The 16,364-nt window shown below is 61.1% G+C and carries 14 protein-coding genes, 1 tRNA gene and 1 pseudogene; 3 read left to right on the top strand and 13 right to left on the bottom strand.

Going from position 1 to position 16,364, the window contains the following annotated elements:
* Window positions 1–8: 8 nt before the first annotated feature.
* The 5 genes and pseudogenes from AADH44_RS03205 to AADH44_RS03185 all read right to left on the bottom strand — a co-directional run bounded on the left by AADH44_RS03205 (window position 9) and on the right by AADH44_RS03185 (window position 5,449).
* Window positions 9–974 (bottom strand): annotated as a pseudogene (locus tag AADH44_RS03205) (IS481 family transposase).
* Between the two features lie 113 nt (window positions 975–1,087).
* On the bottom strand, window positions 1,088–2,791 hold the full coding sequence (locus tag AADH44_RS03200) for a long-chain-fatty-acid--CoA ligase (RefSeq protein ID WP_341954063.1): 1,704 nt from the start codon (window positions 2,789–2,791) through the stop codon (window positions 1,088–1,090).
* A gap of 61 nt (window positions 2,792–2,852) precedes the next feature.
* Window positions 2,853–3,830: a ribose-phosphate diphosphokinase gene (locus AADH44_RS03195; RefSeq protein ID WP_341954062.1), complete on the bottom strand. Its 978-nt coding sequence runs from the start codon at window positions 3,828–3,830 to the stop codon at window positions 2,853–2,855.
* A gap of 40 nt (window positions 3,831–3,870) precedes the next feature.
* On the bottom strand, window positions 3,871–5,307 hold the full coding sequence (glmU, locus tag AADH44_RS03190; RefSeq protein ID WP_341954061.1) for a bifunctional UDP-N-acetylglucosamine diphosphorylase/glucosamine-1-phosphate N-acetyltransferase GlmU: 1,437 nt from the start codon (window positions 5,305–5,307) through the stop codon (window positions 3,871–3,873).
* Window positions 5,308–5,377: 70 nt separating this feature from the next.
* A tRNA-Gln gene (locus tag AADH44_RS03185) sits at window positions 5,378–5,449 on the bottom strand.
* A gap of 148 nt (window positions 5,450–5,597) precedes the next feature.
* Here AADH44_RS03185 and AADH44_RS03180 point away from each other — a divergent pair.
* Window positions 5,598–6,089, top strand: a complete 492-nt coding sequence (locus AADH44_RS03180) for a MarR family transcriptional regulator (RefSeq protein WP_341954060.1) — start codon at window positions 5,598–5,600, stop codon at window positions 6,087–6,089.
* A complete protein-coding gene (locus AADH44_RS03175; RefSeq protein ID WP_341954059.1) occupies window positions 6,082–7,185 on the top strand; it encodes a putative sulfate exporter family transporter in 1,104 nt (367 codons plus the stop codon). The genes AADH44_RS03180 and AADH44_RS03175 overlap by 8 nt, the downstream gene beginning before the upstream one ends.
* 80 nt (window positions 7,186–7,265) lie before the next feature.
* On the opposite strand, the gene AADH44_RS03170 is transcribed toward AADH44_RS03175, so the two are convergent.
* The 8 genes from AADH44_RS03170 to rsmI all read right to left on the bottom strand — a co-directional run bounded on the left by AADH44_RS03170 (window position 7,266) and on the right by rsmI (window position 15,337).
* Entirely contained in the window at window positions 7,266–9,101 is a 1,836-nt protein-coding gene (locus AADH44_RS03170) for an ABC-F family ATP-binding cassette domain-containing protein (RefSeq protein ID WP_341954058.1), read from the bottom strand.
* Between the two features lie 19 nt (window positions 9,102–9,120).
* Window positions 9,121–10,059 carry a 4-(cytidine 5'-diphospho)-2-C-methyl-D-erythritol kinase gene (locus AADH44_RS03165; protein ID WP_341954057.1) on the bottom strand — a complete coding sequence of 313 codons (939 nt, stop codon included), beginning with the start codon at window positions 10,057–10,059 and terminating at the stop codon, window positions 9,121–9,123.
* Window positions 10,060–10,144: 85 nt separating this feature from the next.
* Window positions 10,145–10,375 (bottom strand): 4-diphosphocytidyl-2C-methyl-D-erythritol kinase, encoded by a 231-nt coding sequence (locus AADH44_RS03160; RefSeq protein ID WP_341954056.1) that lies wholly within the window; start codon window positions 10,373–10,375, stop codon window positions 10,145–10,147.
* A 53-nt stretch (window positions 10,376–10,428) separates the two neighbouring features.
* A complete protein-coding gene (locus AADH44_RS03155; RefSeq protein ID WP_341954055.1) occupies window positions 10,429–10,941 on the bottom strand; it encodes an RIO1 family regulatory kinase/ATPase in 513 nt (170 codons plus the stop codon).
* Window positions 10,942–11,118: 177 nt separating this feature from the next.
* Entirely contained in the window at window positions 11,119–11,949 is an 831-nt protein-coding gene (rsmA, locus tag AADH44_RS03150) for a 16S rRNA (adenine(1518)-N(6)/adenine(1519)-N(6))-dimethyltransferase RsmA (protein ID WP_341954054.1), read from the bottom strand.
* Window positions 11,946–12,917 carry a TatD family hydrolase gene (locus AADH44_RS03145; RefSeq protein ID WP_341954053.1) on the bottom strand — a complete coding sequence of 324 codons (972 nt, stop codon included), beginning with the start codon at window positions 12,915–12,917 and terminating at the stop codon, window positions 11,946–11,948. Before AADH44_RS03145 ends, rsmA begins: the two co-directional genes overlap by 4 nt.
* Window positions 12,914–14,494, bottom strand: a complete 1,581-nt coding sequence (metG, locus tag AADH44_RS03140) for a methionine--tRNA ligase (RefSeq protein WP_341954052.1) — start codon at window positions 14,492–14,494, stop codon at window positions 12,914–12,916. Before metG ends, AADH44_RS03145 begins: the two co-directional genes overlap by 4 nt.
* A 30-nt stretch (window positions 14,495–14,524) precedes the next feature.
* Complete coding sequence (rsmI, locus tag AADH44_RS03135; RefSeq protein WP_341954051.1) at window positions 14,525–15,337, bottom strand: 16S rRNA (cytidine(1402)-2'-O)-methyltransferase; 813 nt, start codon at window positions 15,335–15,337, stop codon at window positions 14,525–14,527.
* 132 nt (window positions 15,338–15,469) lie between these two features.
* Between rsmI and AADH44_RS03130 the strand changes: the two genes are divergently transcribed.
* A complete protein-coding gene (locus AADH44_RS03130; protein WP_341954898.1) occupies window positions 15,470–16,339 on the top strand; it encodes an EamA family transporter in 870 nt (289 codons plus the stop codon).
* The last annotated feature ends 25 nt before the right edge of the window (window positions 16,340–16,364 follow it).

Here is a 16,364-nt window from a genome sequence, read left to right as displayed (position 1 = left end):
ATGGGCGACTAGTTGTAGTTCCCACTGAGGTTGTGGACGCGGTCTGATGGTGTTTGGCCGCCGATGCCGGTGTGGGGTCTGTGAAAATTGTAGTGGTGGAGCCAGATCGGATATTCAGCGGCTCTAGCTTCGTCGCTGAGGTAGGTAGCGGCGTAGGCCCATTCCGTGGCGAGTGTTCGGTTGAATCGTTCAACTTTTCCGTTGGTTTGCGGCCGGTAGGGACGCGTGCGAACGTGTGTGATCTCGCCGAGAGCAGCCGCGAAGTGTTGTGACCGGTAACAGGCGCCATTGTCGGTCATCACGGCGGTGACAGTGATGCCCGCCGCGGCGAAAAACTTGTTGGCGCGGATCCAGAAACCTGCTGCGGTCTCCTTCTTCTCGTCGGTAAGGATCTCAGAGTAGGCAAGCCTGGAGTGGTCGTCGACGGCATGGTGCAGGAACGAATAACCGCGGCCGCCGTGGTGTCCCTTGTTGGGACGGCCGACCGCGCGGCCGAGCATCCGGTGACCGCCACCGTCTGGGATGCGGCCCTGTTTCTTAATATCGACATGTACCAGCTCTCCCGCGATGGCCTTCTCGTAGCGGACCGGCCTCGGCCGCCGAACAGGAAGCCCGGTCGCTTGGTCCAGCCACGCCAACCTCGGCATCCGATATCGGGCCAACACCCGTTCCACCGTCGATCAATTCAGATGCAGGTGATAGCCGATCCGGTGTGGTCCCCAGCGACGAGTGAACCGGAGGGCAATGATGCGTCGCTCGATGCGAATCGGGGTGCGAGCGGGTGAGTATCTCGGCCGTGAGGATCGGTCCGTCATCGGCTGGCCAGCCCGGAAACGGGCAGCCCACTTTGCTGCCGTCGCTGGCGAGCACTGGAATCGTTCCGCGGCGCGTCGGGACGACCAACCGCCCTCGACGATCAGCCGCGCAAGACGAAGGCGTCCTTGCGGGGCAAAGGGAGCATTACTGTGAGTCACGAGGACCTCCGGTTAGAGATATGAGTGTGGTAACCCACATCCTGCCGGAGGTCCTCGCTAACTCAAACGATCACAACGTCCCTGGGAACTACACCTAGGCGGGCCAGCACGACCTAACGTGCGGCGAGCAACTGTTCTTGAACCTGCCGACGCAGTACCTTGCCGATCAGTGACTTGGGCAATTCCTCGACGCTGACTATGCTCTTCGGTACTTTGTAGGCCGCGAGAGTGGAACGGACGAAGTCACGCACAGCTTTCTCGTCGAGAGTCGCTCCCTCAGCCAGCACAACCGCGGCAACGACGTTTTCACCGTTGTGCTCGCTCGGTAGTCCAACGACGGCGGCATCCGCAATAGACGCATGCTGGCGTAGAGCCTCTTCGACCTCGCTCGGAGCAACATTGAAGCCGCCCGTGATGATGAGTTCTTTGATGCGGTCGACGACACTCACGAAACCGTCAGAGTCGACCGTGACGATGTCGCCCGTGCGGAACCAGTCGTTGCCGTCATCGGTAGCCGGCACAAACACTTCGGTTGTCTCTTCGGGTTTGCCCCAGTATCCGGAGAAAACTTGCGGGCCGCGAGCGATGAGCTCGCCCTCCTGGCCCGGATCTCGGTCGACGGATGGGTTCTCAGGGTCGACGACACGAATCTCTGTGTTGGGAAGCGGTAACCCGACAGTACCCGCACGGCGGGTGGGGCCCACGGGATTGGCGATCAGAATGGGGCTCGTCTCCGACAGTCCATAGCCCTCAACGAGAGTTCCCCCGGTGCGTTCCTCCCATGGCTCAACGACAGAAGCCGAGAGTGGCATCGCGCCGGAGATAGCGATCTCAATACCTTTCAGCGACACACCCGCTGCATCTGCTGCCGCGGTGAGCCGCTGGTAGATCGGCGGCACTGCAGGCAAAAATGTCGCGGGGCGTTTCTTAATCACGGCGAGCACGAGTTCGGGGTCGAACTTGGGAAAGAGCACGAGACGCGCCCCCATGCTCATTGCGAACGTCAAGCACAGGGTGAGTCCGTAGGCGTGAAACATGGGGAGGACCGCAAAGACGACGGCGGTGCCTCGAGGCACCGCGGGCACCCACGCGCGGGCTTGCGCGGCATTGGTCGAAAGGTTCAGGTGGGTGAGCATCACACCCTTCGGGTACCCCGTAGTGCCACTCGTGTACTGAATGAGCGCGAGGTCGTCGGCTTCTGGCCTCGCGATGTGCGCATCGATCGGGTCAGACTTCTGCAGCTCTTCCCAGGTGATCGTGCCGCGCACGTTCGTCGTGAGCGCGCTGCGCGACTCACGCGCCTTCGCGATCGGCAGCCGCAAGAGCGCTCTCGTGAGAAATGGCATGGAATGGGTGACGTCGACCGAAATGATGGTTTCGACCGCGACATCTGCCGGGAAATCTTGCAGCGTGGCAACGACGTTATTCCAGGCAATCACCACCCTTGCCCCGTGGTCTTCGAACTGGTGTCGAAGCTCGCGTGGCGTATAGAGCGGGTTGTGCTCGACGACTACCGCGCCGAGCCGCAACACTGCATAGAACGCGACGATGTGCTGCGGGCAGTTGGGCAGAACAAGCGCCACCGTGTCTCCCTTTTGCACGCCAAGCAGGCGGAGGCCTTCTGCCGCACGATCAATCTGTGCACCGAGCTCGGCGTAGGTGGTTTCTCTACCGAAGAATTCGAGCGCGACACCGCTCGGGTATTCAGCGATGGATGCTGCGACCAGATCGTATAGGGATCCTTCGGGCAGCGGAATTTCGTCGGGGACGCCGTCGGCGTAGTTCGCGAGCCAGGGGCGGTCGGACAACACAGTCATAGCTCAACTGTATGCCTGTCTGGCGCACTCAATTACGCAGCGCGGCTCCCAACTTGTGCGCTTAGGCTGCTCCGTCGAACATTGACGTAACCGAGCCGTCGTCGAAGACTTCGTGGATGGCTCGAGCCAACAATGGTGCAATCGGAATGATCGTGAGCGTGGGAAACCGCTTGTGCTCAGGAATCGGCAAAGTGTCGGTGACAACGACGGAGTCAATGAAGTCGCTCTGCAAGATTGTGGGCGCCGGATCGGAGAAGATCGCGTGCGTTGCGGCAACGACGACCTTGAGTGCACCTGAACGCTTGAGCGCTTCGGCAGCCTTCACGATGGTGCCACCGGTGTCGATCATGTCGTCAACGATGAGGCAGACCCGACCATCAACGTCACCGACAATATCGTGCACGGTGACCTGGTTGGGTATGAGGGGATCTCGACGCTTGTGGATGATGGCCAGTGGCGCACCAAGCTTTTGGCTCCAAATGTCGGCGACGCGCACGCGGCCCATATCGGGGCTAACAACGGTAAGCGTTGAGGGGTCAAGCTGCTTGCGGAAGTGCTCAAGAAGCACCGGCATAGCGAAAAGGTGGTCGACGGGGCCGTCAAAGAACCCCTGAATCTGGGCGGCGTGCAGATCGACGCTCATGATTCGGTCGGCGCCTGCAGCCTTGTAGAGGTCGGCGACGAGGCGGGCGCTGATCGGCTCGCGACCGCGGCCCTTCTTGTCTTGACGAGCGTATGGATAGAAGGGCGAGACAACGGTGATGCGCTTCGCAGAGGCCCGCTTGAGGGCATCCACCATGATCAGTTGTTCCATGAGCCACTCATTGATGGGCTCAGTGTGAGACTGGATGACGAAGGCGTCACAGCCGCGAACACTTTCGTCGTAGCGGGCGTAGATTTCACCGTTCGCGAAGGTGCGTGCGTCGGTGGGGACGAGGTCGCTGCCGAGCTCCTCAGCAATGTCAAGGGCAAGCTGAGGGTGAGCTCGTCCGGAGACAAGCACGAGTCGCTTCTGACCGGAAATCTTGATGCTGGCCACGTGGGGACTCGCTCTCTGCCGCGGTTACGGCGTTCGTCGGTTAGGCGTCAGAATCGTCGCTGGCTGCTTTGGCTGCCTGAGCCGCTGCAGTTCCCGCTCGATTGGTTTCAACCCAGCCACTGATGTTGCGCTGTGGAGCGACAGTGATGCCCAATGACCCTGCCGGAACATCCTTTCGGATGACCGAACCGGCGCCGGTGTACGCTCCGTCAGCAATCCTAACCGGAGCGACGAAGACGTTGTGCGACCCACTTCTCACGTGGGAGCCAACTACCGTTCGGCTTTTGTTCACCCCGTCGTAGTTTGCGGTGATAGTTCCGGCACCGATGTTGGATTGCTCCCCCACCTCGGTGTCACCGATGTAACTCAGGTGTGGCACCTTGCTGCCCTCACCAATGGTGGAGTTTTTGGTCTCCACGAAAGTGCCGATCTTGCCACCAACGCCGAGTTTGGTGTTCGGGCGAAGGTAAGCGAACGGCCCGACGGATGCCCCAGCACCGATCACACTGAGCGTGGCGTCGGTGCGTTTGACAACAGCATTCTCGCCAACTTCACAGTCAACGAGGGTGGTGTCTGGCCCGATGATGGCGCCGGACTGCACGAGCGTTGCTCCCTTGAGTTGGGTGCCGGGCAGAATTTCTACGTCGGGGTTGAGGGTCACGTCGGCGTCGATCCAGGTTGTTACCGGGTCTTCGATGGTGACGCCAGCACGTTGCCATTTCTGCACGATAAGTTCGTTCATGCGGCGGGCAGCTTCTGCCAGTTGTACGCGGTCGTTGACGCCGGCGACCATCCATCCGTCGGTGACGGGCATGGCGGAAACAATAGCTCCAACCCCACGAAGCAGACCAACAACGTCGGTGATATATTTCTCGGCCTGGGCGTTGTCGGTCGTGATGCGCACAAGTTGTTCGCGTAGCGGGCCAACCTGAAAAACGTAAGTGCCCGAGTTGATCTCGGTGATCGCGATCTCGTCGGCAGTGGCATCTTTCTGTTCGACAATGCGGTCGAGGCCACCATCGGCACCGCGCACGACGCGGCCATAGCCGGTGGCGTCATCGAGGATCGCTGAGAGCACGGTGGCGGCGGCGGACTGCGCGCGGTGCTGAGCGAGGAGCAACGCAAGAGTTGCAGAGTCAAGTAGCGGCACGTCACCGCTGACGACCACGACATCCCCCTCAAAGTCGGCGGGCAGCGCATCAACGGCAACTTCTACGGCACGACCGGTGCCGGGAACGTCATCTTGATCAACGATGAGGATGTCGGGCATGAGCTCAGACAACGTCTCAACAACTTCGTCGCGCTGGTGTCGCACAACAGCGATCACGTGGTCAGGGTTCAGTTCGCGCGCAGCGGCCACCACGTGCCCGATAAGTTCGCGACCGGCGAGGCGGTGCAAAACTTTGGGCTTGGCAGACTTCATGCGGGTGCCTTGGCCAGCGGCGAGAACAATGACGGCGAGTTTGTGTTCGGTCATAAAGCCATTGTGCCCTGAATGAGCGCGGCCCAAAACGTCGACGCAGAAGTGGGCTGAAGGTGAGCAAAAGCTCCGCCTCTAGGATTCGAACCTAGACTGGACAGCTCCAAAGGCTGCCGTGCTGCCATTACACCAAAGCGGACCGCGCCCGAAGGCACTCATCAATTCTGCCAGATCATTAAGGCTGTGTCGTCCAACTTGCCCGATTCGGAGCCTTCACACACTGTTACCGGCCCTGTCAGTCGGGTTGGCCGCACACATCGGGGTGTCGAAACTGAGATAATAACCGGATGCCCCAACGCGACGAAGTCGACCGAATTGTCGAAGCGTGGTCGCGAGAGCGTCCCGATCTCGACTTTGCCCCGTTGCATGTTCTGAGCCGGGTTGGCCGACTGGCAAAGCACTTGGAGCGCGCCCGCAAGGTGGCTTTCGCCGTTTCTGGACTTGAACCGTGGGAATTCGATGTTCTGTCTGCCCTGCGCAAAACAGGTTCCCCCTACCAACTGAGCCCCACCGCTCTTGTTCAGCAGACGATGGTGTCGAGCGGCACCATGACGAACCGGATTGACCGGATGGTGTCTCGCCATCTGGTGGAGCGTCGCACCGACCCGAATGACGGCCGCGGTGTCATTGTGGCGATGACGGCGACGGGTCGCGAGCGCGTCGATGGGGCGATTACGTCGCTCGTGCACGACGAGACAGCGCTGCTTTCGCGCATGTCTGCCGGCGAACAGGAACGACTGAGCTCACTGCTCAGAAAACTGAGTCTCGACGGTGAATAGGGCAGCCACCAGCGCTGCCCTGCGACGCAACTCTGCAGGCCTGACCCTCGCGCTTGGTGCCTTTGGCCTTGCTCTGCTGATTAGCTTTGTGGTTCCCGCTATTCCCACGCTGACGGCGTGTGTGGTGTTGGGCATCCTCTTCACAGCACTTCCGTGGCGTGATTCGGTGCGCACAACTGTGAAACCGGGGTTGGCAATTGCTGCCCGCCGTTTTCTGCGTATCGGTGTTGTGCTGTTGGGCTTCAAGCTCAGCTTGGTGACTATCGCGGAGCTGGGCTGGCTGGTGCTCGGCATGATTGTGGCGATCGTAGTGATCACGTTTTTCTTCACCTGGGGGCTCGGCCGGATGATGCGCCTCCCCGGTCAACAACCGATGCTGCTTGCTGCCGGGTTCTCGATCTGTGGTGCCTCAGCAATTGGCGCAATGGCGGGCATGACGCGCGCAAAAGACTCTGACACTGCGACGCCGATCGCCCTCGTCACCCTGTGCGGAACCTTGGCCATCGCCTTACTGCCCGCACTGCGCCCACTGCTCGGTCTTGATACTGCCGAGTTCGGGATGTGGGTGGGTGCGAGTGTTCACGATGTCGGCCAGGTCGTAGCCACGGCCCAAATCGCGGGGGCAACCGCCCTCGCCGTTGCTGTTGTAGTGAAGCTGACCCGGGTGGCGATGCTCGCCCCGATGGTTGCTCTCGCCGGGATTGTTGTTGCTCGTCGCGACCGTGAAGCTGCGGCCGCGGTCGCTGCCTCGGATTCTTCGGATGACTCACATGCGACGCGCGACACCACTCGGGACCTCACGCCCGTGAAGCGCCCCGCGATCCTCCCACTCTTCGTTGTCGGCTTCCTCGCCGCGGTGCTCGTGCGCACTTTCGTGCCCCTGCCCGACGGTTTTCTCGAGGTCGCCGCCTACGGCCAGGAACTCGTGCTCGGTATGGCCCTCTTCGGGCTCGGCGCTGCCATCAGCATTGGCACCCTCATCCGCACCGGTGGTCGCGCACTGACTGTTGCTCTCATCTCGTGGGCTGTCATCGCGCTCCTGTCGTTCGGCGCGGTCGAGATTGCGCGCGCTGCGGGAGTCGCCGCGCTCAGCTAGGGCTCGTAAAGCGAACTATCCGGCTCAATATTTGAGCTCTCAGAGCTGCAGGCCACGAAGCCGCGAGACCGCTAGCGTGGCTACGCGAGCAGTTCGTCGAGCTCGAGCCAGCGGGTCTCGACGGTGTCGAGTGCCTCCTGGAGAGCCTGCTGTTCGCCAACGAGAGCGCCAAGGCCCGCGAAGTCTGCCTGGTCGTGGGCGGCCATCCGCTGATGCAACTCTGCGATTTGGCCTTGTAGCTTCGCGATCTTGCGACCGGCAGCAGCGTGCTCCTTTTGCGAAGTGCGAAGCTCGGCCCCGCTCAGCGACGACGACGGCTTTTTCGCGGCCGTGGCATCCGGAGCACCGGCGGCAGCACCGCTCGCGCCCGAAGACGCTTTCTGCTGCTGCACACGCAACTCGAGGTACTGGTCAACACCGCGCGGAAGGTGACGGAAGCCGCCATCCATCACCGCGTACTGCTGATCAGTGACACGCTCGATGAGGTACCTATCGTGGCTCACCACAAGCAGTGTGCCAGGGAACGTGTCGAGCAGATCCTCGATTGCCGCAAGCATGTCGGTGTCGAGGTCGTTAGTGGGCTCATCCAAAATCAGAACGTTGGGCTCAGACAGCAGAATGAGCAACAACTGCAGCCGACGCTTCTGCCCACCGGAGAGGTCTTTCACCGGAGTCGATAGCTGTGCACTTGTGAAGCCAACGCGCTCCAACATCTGGGTCGGCGTCATCTCCTTGCCACCGGTGACATAGCTGCTCTTGTGGCGGCCGATCACCGTGCTGACGCGTTCGTTCCAAATGTCTTCAAGTTCAGCAAGCTGCTGCGTGAGGGTCGCAACCTTGATGGTCTTTCCGCGTTTCACGCGACCGCTCGTCGGCTTGAGGCTTCCGGCAACAAGCGACAACAGCGTCGACTTTCCGGCACCATTAACACCGAGGATGCCCGTGCGCTCACCCGGAGCAATGCGCCACGTTACATCGTTAAGCACCGTCTTCTCGCCCGCGATACCGGATGCCGGGTCAATCACCGGATACGTGACGGTGACGCCCTCGAGGTCAACAACATCTTTGCCGAGCCGCTGCATCGCCATCGACGACAGCGAAACACTGTCGCGGGCGGGGGGCTCGTTCTCAATTAGTTCGTTCGCCGCATCAATGCGGAACTTTGGTTTCGTGGAGCGAGCGGGAGCACCGCGACGCAACCACGCCAACTCTTTGCGCATCAAGTTTTGACGCTTCGACTCCGAGGCGGCCGCCATACGGTCGCGCTCAACCCGCTGCAAAATGTAGGCAGCGTAACCACCCTCGAAAGGCTCGATGAGGCGGTCGTGCACCTCCCACGTTGCGGTGCAAATCTCGTCTAAGAACCACCGGTCGTGAGTGACAACCAGCAACCCGCCCGAGTTGGTGGCCCAGCGACGCTTGAGATGACCGGCAAGCCACGAGATGCCCTCAACGTCGAGGTGGTTAGTGGGCTCATCCAAGAAGATGACATCCCAGTCACCAATCAAGAGAGCAGCGAGAGCAACCCGGCGACGCTGACCACCGGAAAGGTCGCCAACTTTGGCCTCCCACGGGATGTCAGCGGCGAGACCCGCAATAACGTCGCGAACCTTGGGGTCGCCTGCCCACACATGCTCATCGATGTCGCCAATGACGGTCTCGTGTACCGTTCTGGTGCCATCGAGCTCATCGGCCTGGTCGAGCATTCCCAGGGTTACGCCACTGCGTCGAGTGACTCGCCCATCGTCGGGGTCGAGCCTGCCCGAGAGCATGCGCATGAGAGTGGTTTTGCCGTCACCGTTGCGCCCGACAATGCCAATACGATCGCCCTCGTCGAGACCAATAGTGACCTTGTCGAAGATTACGCGGGTCGGAAATTCAAGGTGAAGTGCTTCAGCGCCAAGAAGGTGTGCCATTCGGGCAAGCCTAGCCGGGTTAGTCGGTGATGATTCGCGCTCCATGCACGGGGCCGGTAGCCCGCACCACCGTCATCTGCGCTGCGCTCAACGCGATTTGCAGCTCGAGGGCCGAATCGAGATCGGCCGTGAGGAATGCAACGGTCGGTCCAGAGCCCGACACAATGCCTGCGAGCGCCCCATTTTTCTCGCCAAGTTCAATAACAGCGGCAAGTGATGGAGCCATATGAAGGGCAGGAGCCTGAAGGTCATTGTGGAGGCTCTCGGCGAGCATATGCGGATCTCCCGCCCGCAACGCCTGCAAAACATCCGTTTCGACGGTGGGTGCAGCCTCGGCAGGAAAAATGTCTTGAGAGTGCCGTTGGCGGTGGAGGTCGAGCTCGTTGTAGACCTCCGGGGTTGAGAGCCCGGAGTCGGAGAGCGCCAAAACCCACTGGTACAGTCCCTTGGCGAGAGCGGGGCTGAGCTGGTCGCCACGACCCGTTCCAATCGCGGTTCCGCCGGTGAGTGCGAACGGCACGTCAGCGCCAAGCTCCGCAGCAAGGCCATGCATTTCTTCGCGAGAGATGTTGGTGCCCCACAGCGCATCGCAGGCAAGAAGGGTTGCTGCGGCATCCGCAGACCCCCCACCCATGCCACCGGTTACGGGAACGCGCTTTTCGATTTCGAGGCGAACGCCGCCGCGGTAGCCGGTGCGTCGCGCGAGCAGTCGAGCCGCTTTGATGGCGATATTTGAGCCATCTGTGGGAACGCGAGAGAGGTTGACCGTTCCTGAAACTGAGACCGAGAAGTCGTCGGCGCGATGCGCACGCACGTCTTCATACAATGACACTGCCTGATAGGCAATTGCTACATCGTGGTAGCCGTCATCGAGCAGCGAACCCACCTTGAGGAAAACATTTATCTTGCCAGGGGCACGAGCGTGAACCATTGTGGAGGCTGCCGAGACGGTAGTCATGCACCAAACTTACCGTGTGAAGCGGATCTGTCTGTTCGCCTCCCTGTTGATACCTCTCGTACAGGCCTGACTCAGCACTGGGTTGCTATTCGGGAGCAGGCAACCCCCGCGCGGCAGCGTAGCGGGCAGAAATAGACTCCGCCCACTCCGCGCTCAAATGATCGGCGTTAGTGGCAAACCAGCCCACAATTTGCGGGTGCTGCCACTTCGACGCGCCAGCAATATCCAAGAAGGCAAACCATTCATCCGGATGCCGTCCTGTGCCCTCAAGCACGTCATGGTCACTGGGGATGCTGGTGTTGCTATTGGCCGACATGAAGCCAACCTACCCCCGGAGGCGTCGCGCACAAAGCACTCCGGGGGCGATTGTTAGCTTCCGAACGCTTCGGCGATCAACTCTCCAGCAAGTTCGTGAGGATCGCACTCGACACCGTGCCTCAGAAACCAAGAGCACACGTTTCGACAGTCACGTTCGACAAGCTCAACACCACTCGGGTTGCTCACAATGTCGACAATCTGTGGCACATCAATCACCACAACCCGACCATCGTGCACCAGCAGGTTGTATGGCGACAGGTCACCGTGGGTGAAGCCTGCACGCGCAAAGATGCGCATGAGTTCGACTACCTGATCCCAAAGTTCTCTGAGTTCGGTCGGGCTCGACCGCAATGCTGCCAATCGAGGCGCAGCTACCCGACCAGCTCCGATGAACTCCATCAGAACCTCGGTGCCATCCACTTGCACCGGATAGGGCACCGGTGCCCCCAGCTCATAGAGCTCACTGAGCGCAGTGAATTCGGCCGACGCCCACAGCCCTGCCGACAGCGCAGTGGACAGTGGTGGTGCGGCTGAAAATGATGATGCTTGGTCACTAAGTGACATAGATGAGTCTCCAAAACGGAGGTCACCACAACAGAACTTAGGCGGTGACCTCGATGAGTGAGGGATCGACAGACGACACGACAAAGACAGTCATCACACTTCCCTCCTCTCGGGCCCAAAGCCCCGCTCGCGAGCACTACACAGTGCTTTGAACGCACTGCGGTGACAGGATTCTAGTCAGGCGGCGCGCACAATCGCAAGGAAATCGTGCACCGTGAGCTCCTCGCCACGAGCTGTGGGTGCGACACCGGCCGCAATAAGCCGATCGGATGCGGCCGTTGAGCTGCCTAAGAGACTCGAGAGTGACTGGCGCAACATTTTGCGACGCTGCTGGAACGCGGCATCCACAAGAGCAAAAGTGGCGGTGCGTTCCTCGACGGTTCCGGGTTGTTCACGACGCTCGAAGCGCACGAGCACCGAATCGACATTGGGCACTGGCCAGAACACTTGGCGGCTTACCAGGCCCGCCGTTGAGAACTCGCCGTACCAGGCCGCTTTGATGCTCGGTGAACCATAGACCTTGCTGCCTGGGCCGGCGGCGACACGATTGCCCACTTCGGCTTGCACCATAACGAGACCACGGTCGAGCGAGTCGAAGTGCTCCAAGAAATGCAGGAGCACCGGAACCGACACGTTGTAGGGAAGGTTAGCGACAAACACGCGAGGTTCGTTGGGCAGCTCGGTGACGCGCAGCGCGTCAGCAGTGATGACTGTGAGCTGAGCATCCGGTTGCAGCTGGTTGACCGTGATCGGCAATTGGGCGGCGAGGCGCTTATCGATTTCGACGGCGACAACGGATGCCCCGGTCTCGAGCAACCCGAGCGTTAATGATCCCAGCCCGGGGCCGACCTCGACCACCGTTTCGCCAGAAACGACATGCGCGGCCTTCACAATGCGACGCACCGTATTGGGGTCGATAACAAAGTTTTGACCCAGCTTCTTGGTGGGCTGGATGCCGAGCAGATCAGCAAGATCGCGAATCTCCGCGGGGCCGAGCAGGGTGTTCATTGGGGGCCTGCATTCGCGGATGATGTCGATGCCGCGGCTCGTGCTGGGGCGGGCGCGATGCCCTCAGGCAACTCGGTATCCCAGGAGCCATAGACAGTTTCGGTGGTGGTCGCGAGCTGAGCCGAGAGTTCGAGTTCGTCGATCTCCAAGTGTGCCGCCATCGCGCGCACGGTGTACGGCATCACGTAGGGCGCGTTGGGGCGACCCCTCAGTGGGTGAGGTGTGAGGTACGGGGCATCCGTCTCGACCAGGATGCGATCACGATCAATGACAGTCAGCGCCTCGCGCAGGCTTGCCGCGTTCGTGAACGTGACAGTGCCGGCGAATGACACATACCAGCCGTTGTCGGCCGCGATACGCGCCATCGCAGCATCGCCCGAGAAACAGTGGAAGACCGTGCGTTCGGGAGCACCAACGCGCAGCAGAGTCTCTATGACCTCATCGTGGGCATCGCGATCGTGGATTTGCAGCGCAAGGCCGTGCCGCTTGGCGATCTCGATATGGGCCTCGAAGGAGCGGAATTGCGCGGGGCGACCCTCGTCATCAGTGCGGAAAAAATCGAGCCCCGTCTCCCCCACCGCACGAACGCGGGCACGAGCAGCGAGTTCATCAATCACGGTGAGGGCAGCGTCGAGCTCACCGGCAGCCTCAAGCTCGGGCGCATCGTTGGGATGAATTGCCACGGCAGCGAGAACGCGAGGCTCGCGTGCAGCAAGTTCAGCCGACCATCGACTCGTAACGACATCGGTGCCGACCTGCACAACGCCACGAACGCCGACTGCGGATGCTCGCGCCAACTGTTCGCGAAAGTCCAACTGGTTGTCGGGGCCACCGTCAGCAATTTCGAGGTGCGTGTGGTTGTCGTAAACAACGCCGTCAAGTGGGTCGGGCAGCGGCGGGTACTGCAGCTTCTTAGAGGCTGCCTCATCTGCGCTGCGGTGGCGCTGCCTAATGAACGGTTCGGTCACGCCGTGCCGCTCTCGGCATCCACTTCGATGCGGGGGAACAGCGAGGTTTCGAGCGCGGTGACGCGACCGCTGCTCTGCCAGTGCTGTGCGTCATCGATCCGCTGCTTGTGCAGTTCGCCGACTCCACCGATGGCGCTCCAAAGTCGTTCGGTGGCTTTGGGCAGCACGGGACACAACAAAATTGACAGCGTTCCAAGGCCATTGACAGCCGTGGCGAGAACAGTCCCCAGTCGCTCACGGTTCGCAGGATCCTTCGACAACGCCCACGGCTCCTGTTCAGTGATGTAGCCGTTGAGTTCATCGACGAGTTGCCACACGGCGTCGAGCGCCTCGTTTATTGCGAACGAATCGATGGCCGCGTTCGACGTCACGGTAGCGCGCTTCTGCGTTGCAACAATCGCCTCATCGGAAGACGTGAGCGCACCGAGCGCAGGAATGGCGCCATCGAAGTACTTATTGACCATCGCTATTACCCGCGAGGCTAGGTTGCCGAATCCGTTGGCCAATTCTGACTGGTAGCGCGCGCTCAAATCTTCCCAGCTGAATGACCCATCTTGGCCAAAGGTGATGGCGCTCATGAAGTAGTAACGGAACGCATCCGAACCAAACGTGTCGGTGATCTGGCTTGGTGCGATACCCGTGAGCTTTGATTTTGACATTTTTTCGCCACCGACCAGCAACCAGCCGTGACCAAAGACGGCACGCGGAACGGGCAGGTCTGCCGCCATGAGCATGGCGGGCCAGATGACGGCGTGGAAGCGAGCAATGTCTTTGCCAACGAGTTGCACAGCGGGCCAACGCTTGGCGAACTGGTCATCGTCGACCCCGTAACCGATAGCGCTGATGTAGTTGAGCAGGGCGTCGAACCAGACGTAGACGACGTGGCTCTCATCCCACGGCACTTTAACGCCCCAGTCAAAGCTGGAGCGCGAGATGGAGAGATCGTCGAGTCCCTGCTTGACGAACTGAATGATTTCATTGCGCACGCTGGCGGGCTGCACGAAGTCGGGCTGGCTTTCGTAAAGGTCGAGCAGCTTCTGCTGGAAGGCGCTCATGCGGAAGAAGTAGTTCTTCTCTTTGAGAACTTCAACCGGGCGTGAGTGGATGGCGCAGACCAGCTGGCCCTTGTATTCGCCATCGGCTGCGGTCACGAGGTCGTCGAGCTGTTTGTACTCTTCGCAGCCAACGCAGTAGTAGCCCTCGTACTCACCGGGGTAGATGTGGCCGTCGTCGTAGAGTCGCTGCAGGAAAGTGCCGACGGCCTTCTCGTGACGTTCATCGGTGGTGCGAATGAAGTCGTCATTAGCGATATCGATGGTCTCGAGCAGCGGCTGCCACGAGTCGGCAACGAGACGATCCGCCCACTCTTGGGGCGTCGTGTTGTTGGCAACGGCGGTGCGCAAAATCTTTTGGCCGTGCTCGTCGGTTCCGGTGAGCAGCCAGGCGTCTTCCCCGCGCTGACGGTGCCAGCGTGCAAGAACGTCGGCGGCCACCTCGGTGTACGCGTGCCCAATGTGGGGGACGTCGTTCACATAGAAGATGGGCGTCGCAATATAGAAGGAATCGCCGGCAGACATACCTTCAGTGTATTCGCCTGAGTCTGCCTGTTACGCCTTCGAGCGCAGCGCCGCCTCATACAGTTCGCGCTTACTCAACCCGGTCTGCTCGGCGACCTCGGTCGCGGCCTCTTTGAGCCGCGCACCGTCGGCAACGAGAGAGAGAACGTAGGCCACAGCGGTGGGGAGATCGGATGTCGCGGGTGCGGCACCCTCAACGACGAGACAGATCTCGCCCCGAGCCCCATCCTTAAACTTGGCGGCGAGCTCGGCTGCAGTACCGCGCGCAACTTCTTCATACATTTTGGTGAGTTCGCGGCACACGACCGCGCGGCGGTCATCGCCGAGTGCGGTGGCGAGGTCGGCGAGCGCTGCCGGTAACCGATTTGGGCTTTCGAAGAACACCATTGTGCGCTCTTCGCGAGCAAGACCGCGGAAATAGGCGACGCGTCCTTTGCGTGGCAGGAATCCCTCGAAACTGAAGCGGTCAGTAGGGAGGCCGGAGACGGCAAGCGCAGTGAGAACGGCACTTGGTCCGGGCAAAGCTGTGACGGTGACCCCGGCGGCGGCGGCCGCGGAGACGAGGGGAAATCCGGGGTCGCTGATGGCGGGCATCCCCGCATCGCTGAGAACAAGGACGTCGGCGTCGCGGGCGAGTTCGACAATCTCGGCGGCCTTCTCTGACTCGTTGTGTTCGTGCAAAGGAATGAGCCGCGGACGGTTCTCGATGCCGAGGGCACGCATCAGGTGAATGGTCGTTCTGGTGTCTTCGCTGGCGATCACCTCAGCGTTGGTGAGTGCCTCGATGAGGCGCTGGGAGGCATCGCCAAGGTTGCCGATGGGAGTCGCCGCGAGAATGATCACTTGGCCATTCTCCCACCCGAGCCCCGCCCGTGTTGTGCGCGGGCCATTCGCGCGCTTGGCACCCCACTGAGGTCGTAGTGTTGCACTATGTCGACTCCGCCCCCGTTCCGGGGAACACCGCTGAGTGCTGTCATGCTCGTGGTGTTTGGCCTCATTTTTCAGGATGTTGGGGCTTCAGTCGCCGTCCTGTTGTTCCCCGAGGTGGGCCCGGCGGGAATGGTCTCGCTGCGGCTCGTTTTCTCGGCCGCCATCCTTCTCGCCATCGCGCGGCCCAATCTGCGGGCGATTACTCGGAGTGCCTGGCTGATGGCACTCACCTTTGGCATCTCGCTTGGCGGCATGAACCTGCTGTTTTATGAGGCACTCTCGCGGGTAGACCTCGGCGCAACAGTGACGATTGAGGTGTTGGGTCCGCTCGTGCTCTCGGTGATCGTCGCCCGCCGCGCGAGCGCGTGGCTCTGGGCTGTGCTTGCCTTCGCCGGTGTCGCCCTGCTCAGTCTGGGCAGCGTCGGTGCCCTTGACCCGGTCGGCGTCGCTTTTGCTCTCGCCGCCGCCGTGTCGTGGGCTGGCTACATCCTGGCCTCACGCAAGACGGGGCAAGTCTTTGCCGGTTTGGATGGTCTCGCCATTGCTATGGCCATCGGTGCGATCATCAGCCTCCCCTTCGGAATCTCGCAGGCAGGCAGTACTCTGCTGGAGCCATCGATTCTGGTGCGCGGGCTTGCCGTCGCCATCTGCTCCTCAGCGATCCCCTACGCGCTTGAACTCATTGCGCTGCGCCGCATCTCGGCCGCAGCCTTCTCCGTGCTCATGGCACTCGCCCCCGCCATCGCCACCGGCGCCGGGTTCTTCGTGCTCGGTCAAAGCATCACCCTTGTGCAGGGTGTCGGAATCGCACTCGTGATTGCGGCATCCATCGGAGCGGTGCGGGCAGCATCCCGAATTCCGGGAGCCCCGGGTGCAGGGCCAAACGCACTACTACCCGAAGAGACGCCGCTGTAGGCGACGAACTCTGCGGGCAGCTCTG

It is taken from the genome of Salinibacterium sp. TMP30 (genome assembly GCF_038397785.1).
In the GTDB taxonomy this organism is placed as follows: domain Bacteria; phylum Actinomycetota; class Actinomycetes; order Actinomycetales; family Microbacteriaceae; genus Rhodoglobus.
The sequence above is the reverse complement of the archived record's forward strand: the minus strand, read 5'-3'. Positions and strand labels throughout refer to the sequence as shown.

Excerpts from the sequence above, each read along its gene's own strand:
- AADH44_RS03200 (WP_341954063.1), bottom strand. The coding sequence starts at position 2,791 with ATGACTGTGTTGTCCGACCGCCCCTGGCTCGCGAACTACGCCGACGGC.
- glmU (WP_341954061.1), bottom strand. The coding sequence starts at position 5,307 with ATGACCGAACACAAACTCGCCGTCATTGTTCTCGCCGCTGGCCAAGGC.
- AADH44_RS03180 (WP_341954060.1), top strand. The coding sequence starts at position 5,598 with ATGCCCCAACGCGACGAAGTCGACCGAATTGTCGAAGCGTGGTCGCGA.
- AADH44_RS03170 (WP_341954058.1), bottom strand. The coding sequence starts at position 9,101 with ATGGCACACCTTCTTGGCGCTGAAGCACTTCACCTTGAATTTCCGACC.
- AADH44_RS03165 (WP_341954057.1), bottom strand. The coding sequence starts at position 10,059 with ATGACTACCGTCTCGGCAGCCTCCACAATGGTTCACGCTCGTGCCCCT.
- AADH44_RS03160 (WP_341954056.1), bottom strand. The coding sequence starts at position 10,375 with ATGTCGGCCAATAGCAACACCAGCATCCCCAGTGACCATGACGTGCTT.
- AADH44_RS03155 (WP_341954055.1), bottom strand. The coding sequence starts at position 10,941 with ATGTCACTTAGTGACCAAGCATCATCATTTTCAGCCGCACCACCACTG.
- rsmA (WP_341954054.1), bottom strand. The coding sequence starts at position 11,949 with ATGAACACCCTGCTCGGCCCCGCGGAGATTCGCGATCTTGCTGATCTG.
- metG (WP_341954052.1), bottom strand. The coding sequence starts at position 14,494 with ATGTCTGCCGGCGATTCCTTCTATATTGCGACGCCCATCTTCTATGTG.
- AADH44_RS03130 (WP_341954898.1), top strand. The coding sequence starts at position 15,470 with ATGCTCGTGGTGTTTGGCCTCATTTTTCAGGATGTTGGGGCTTCAGTC.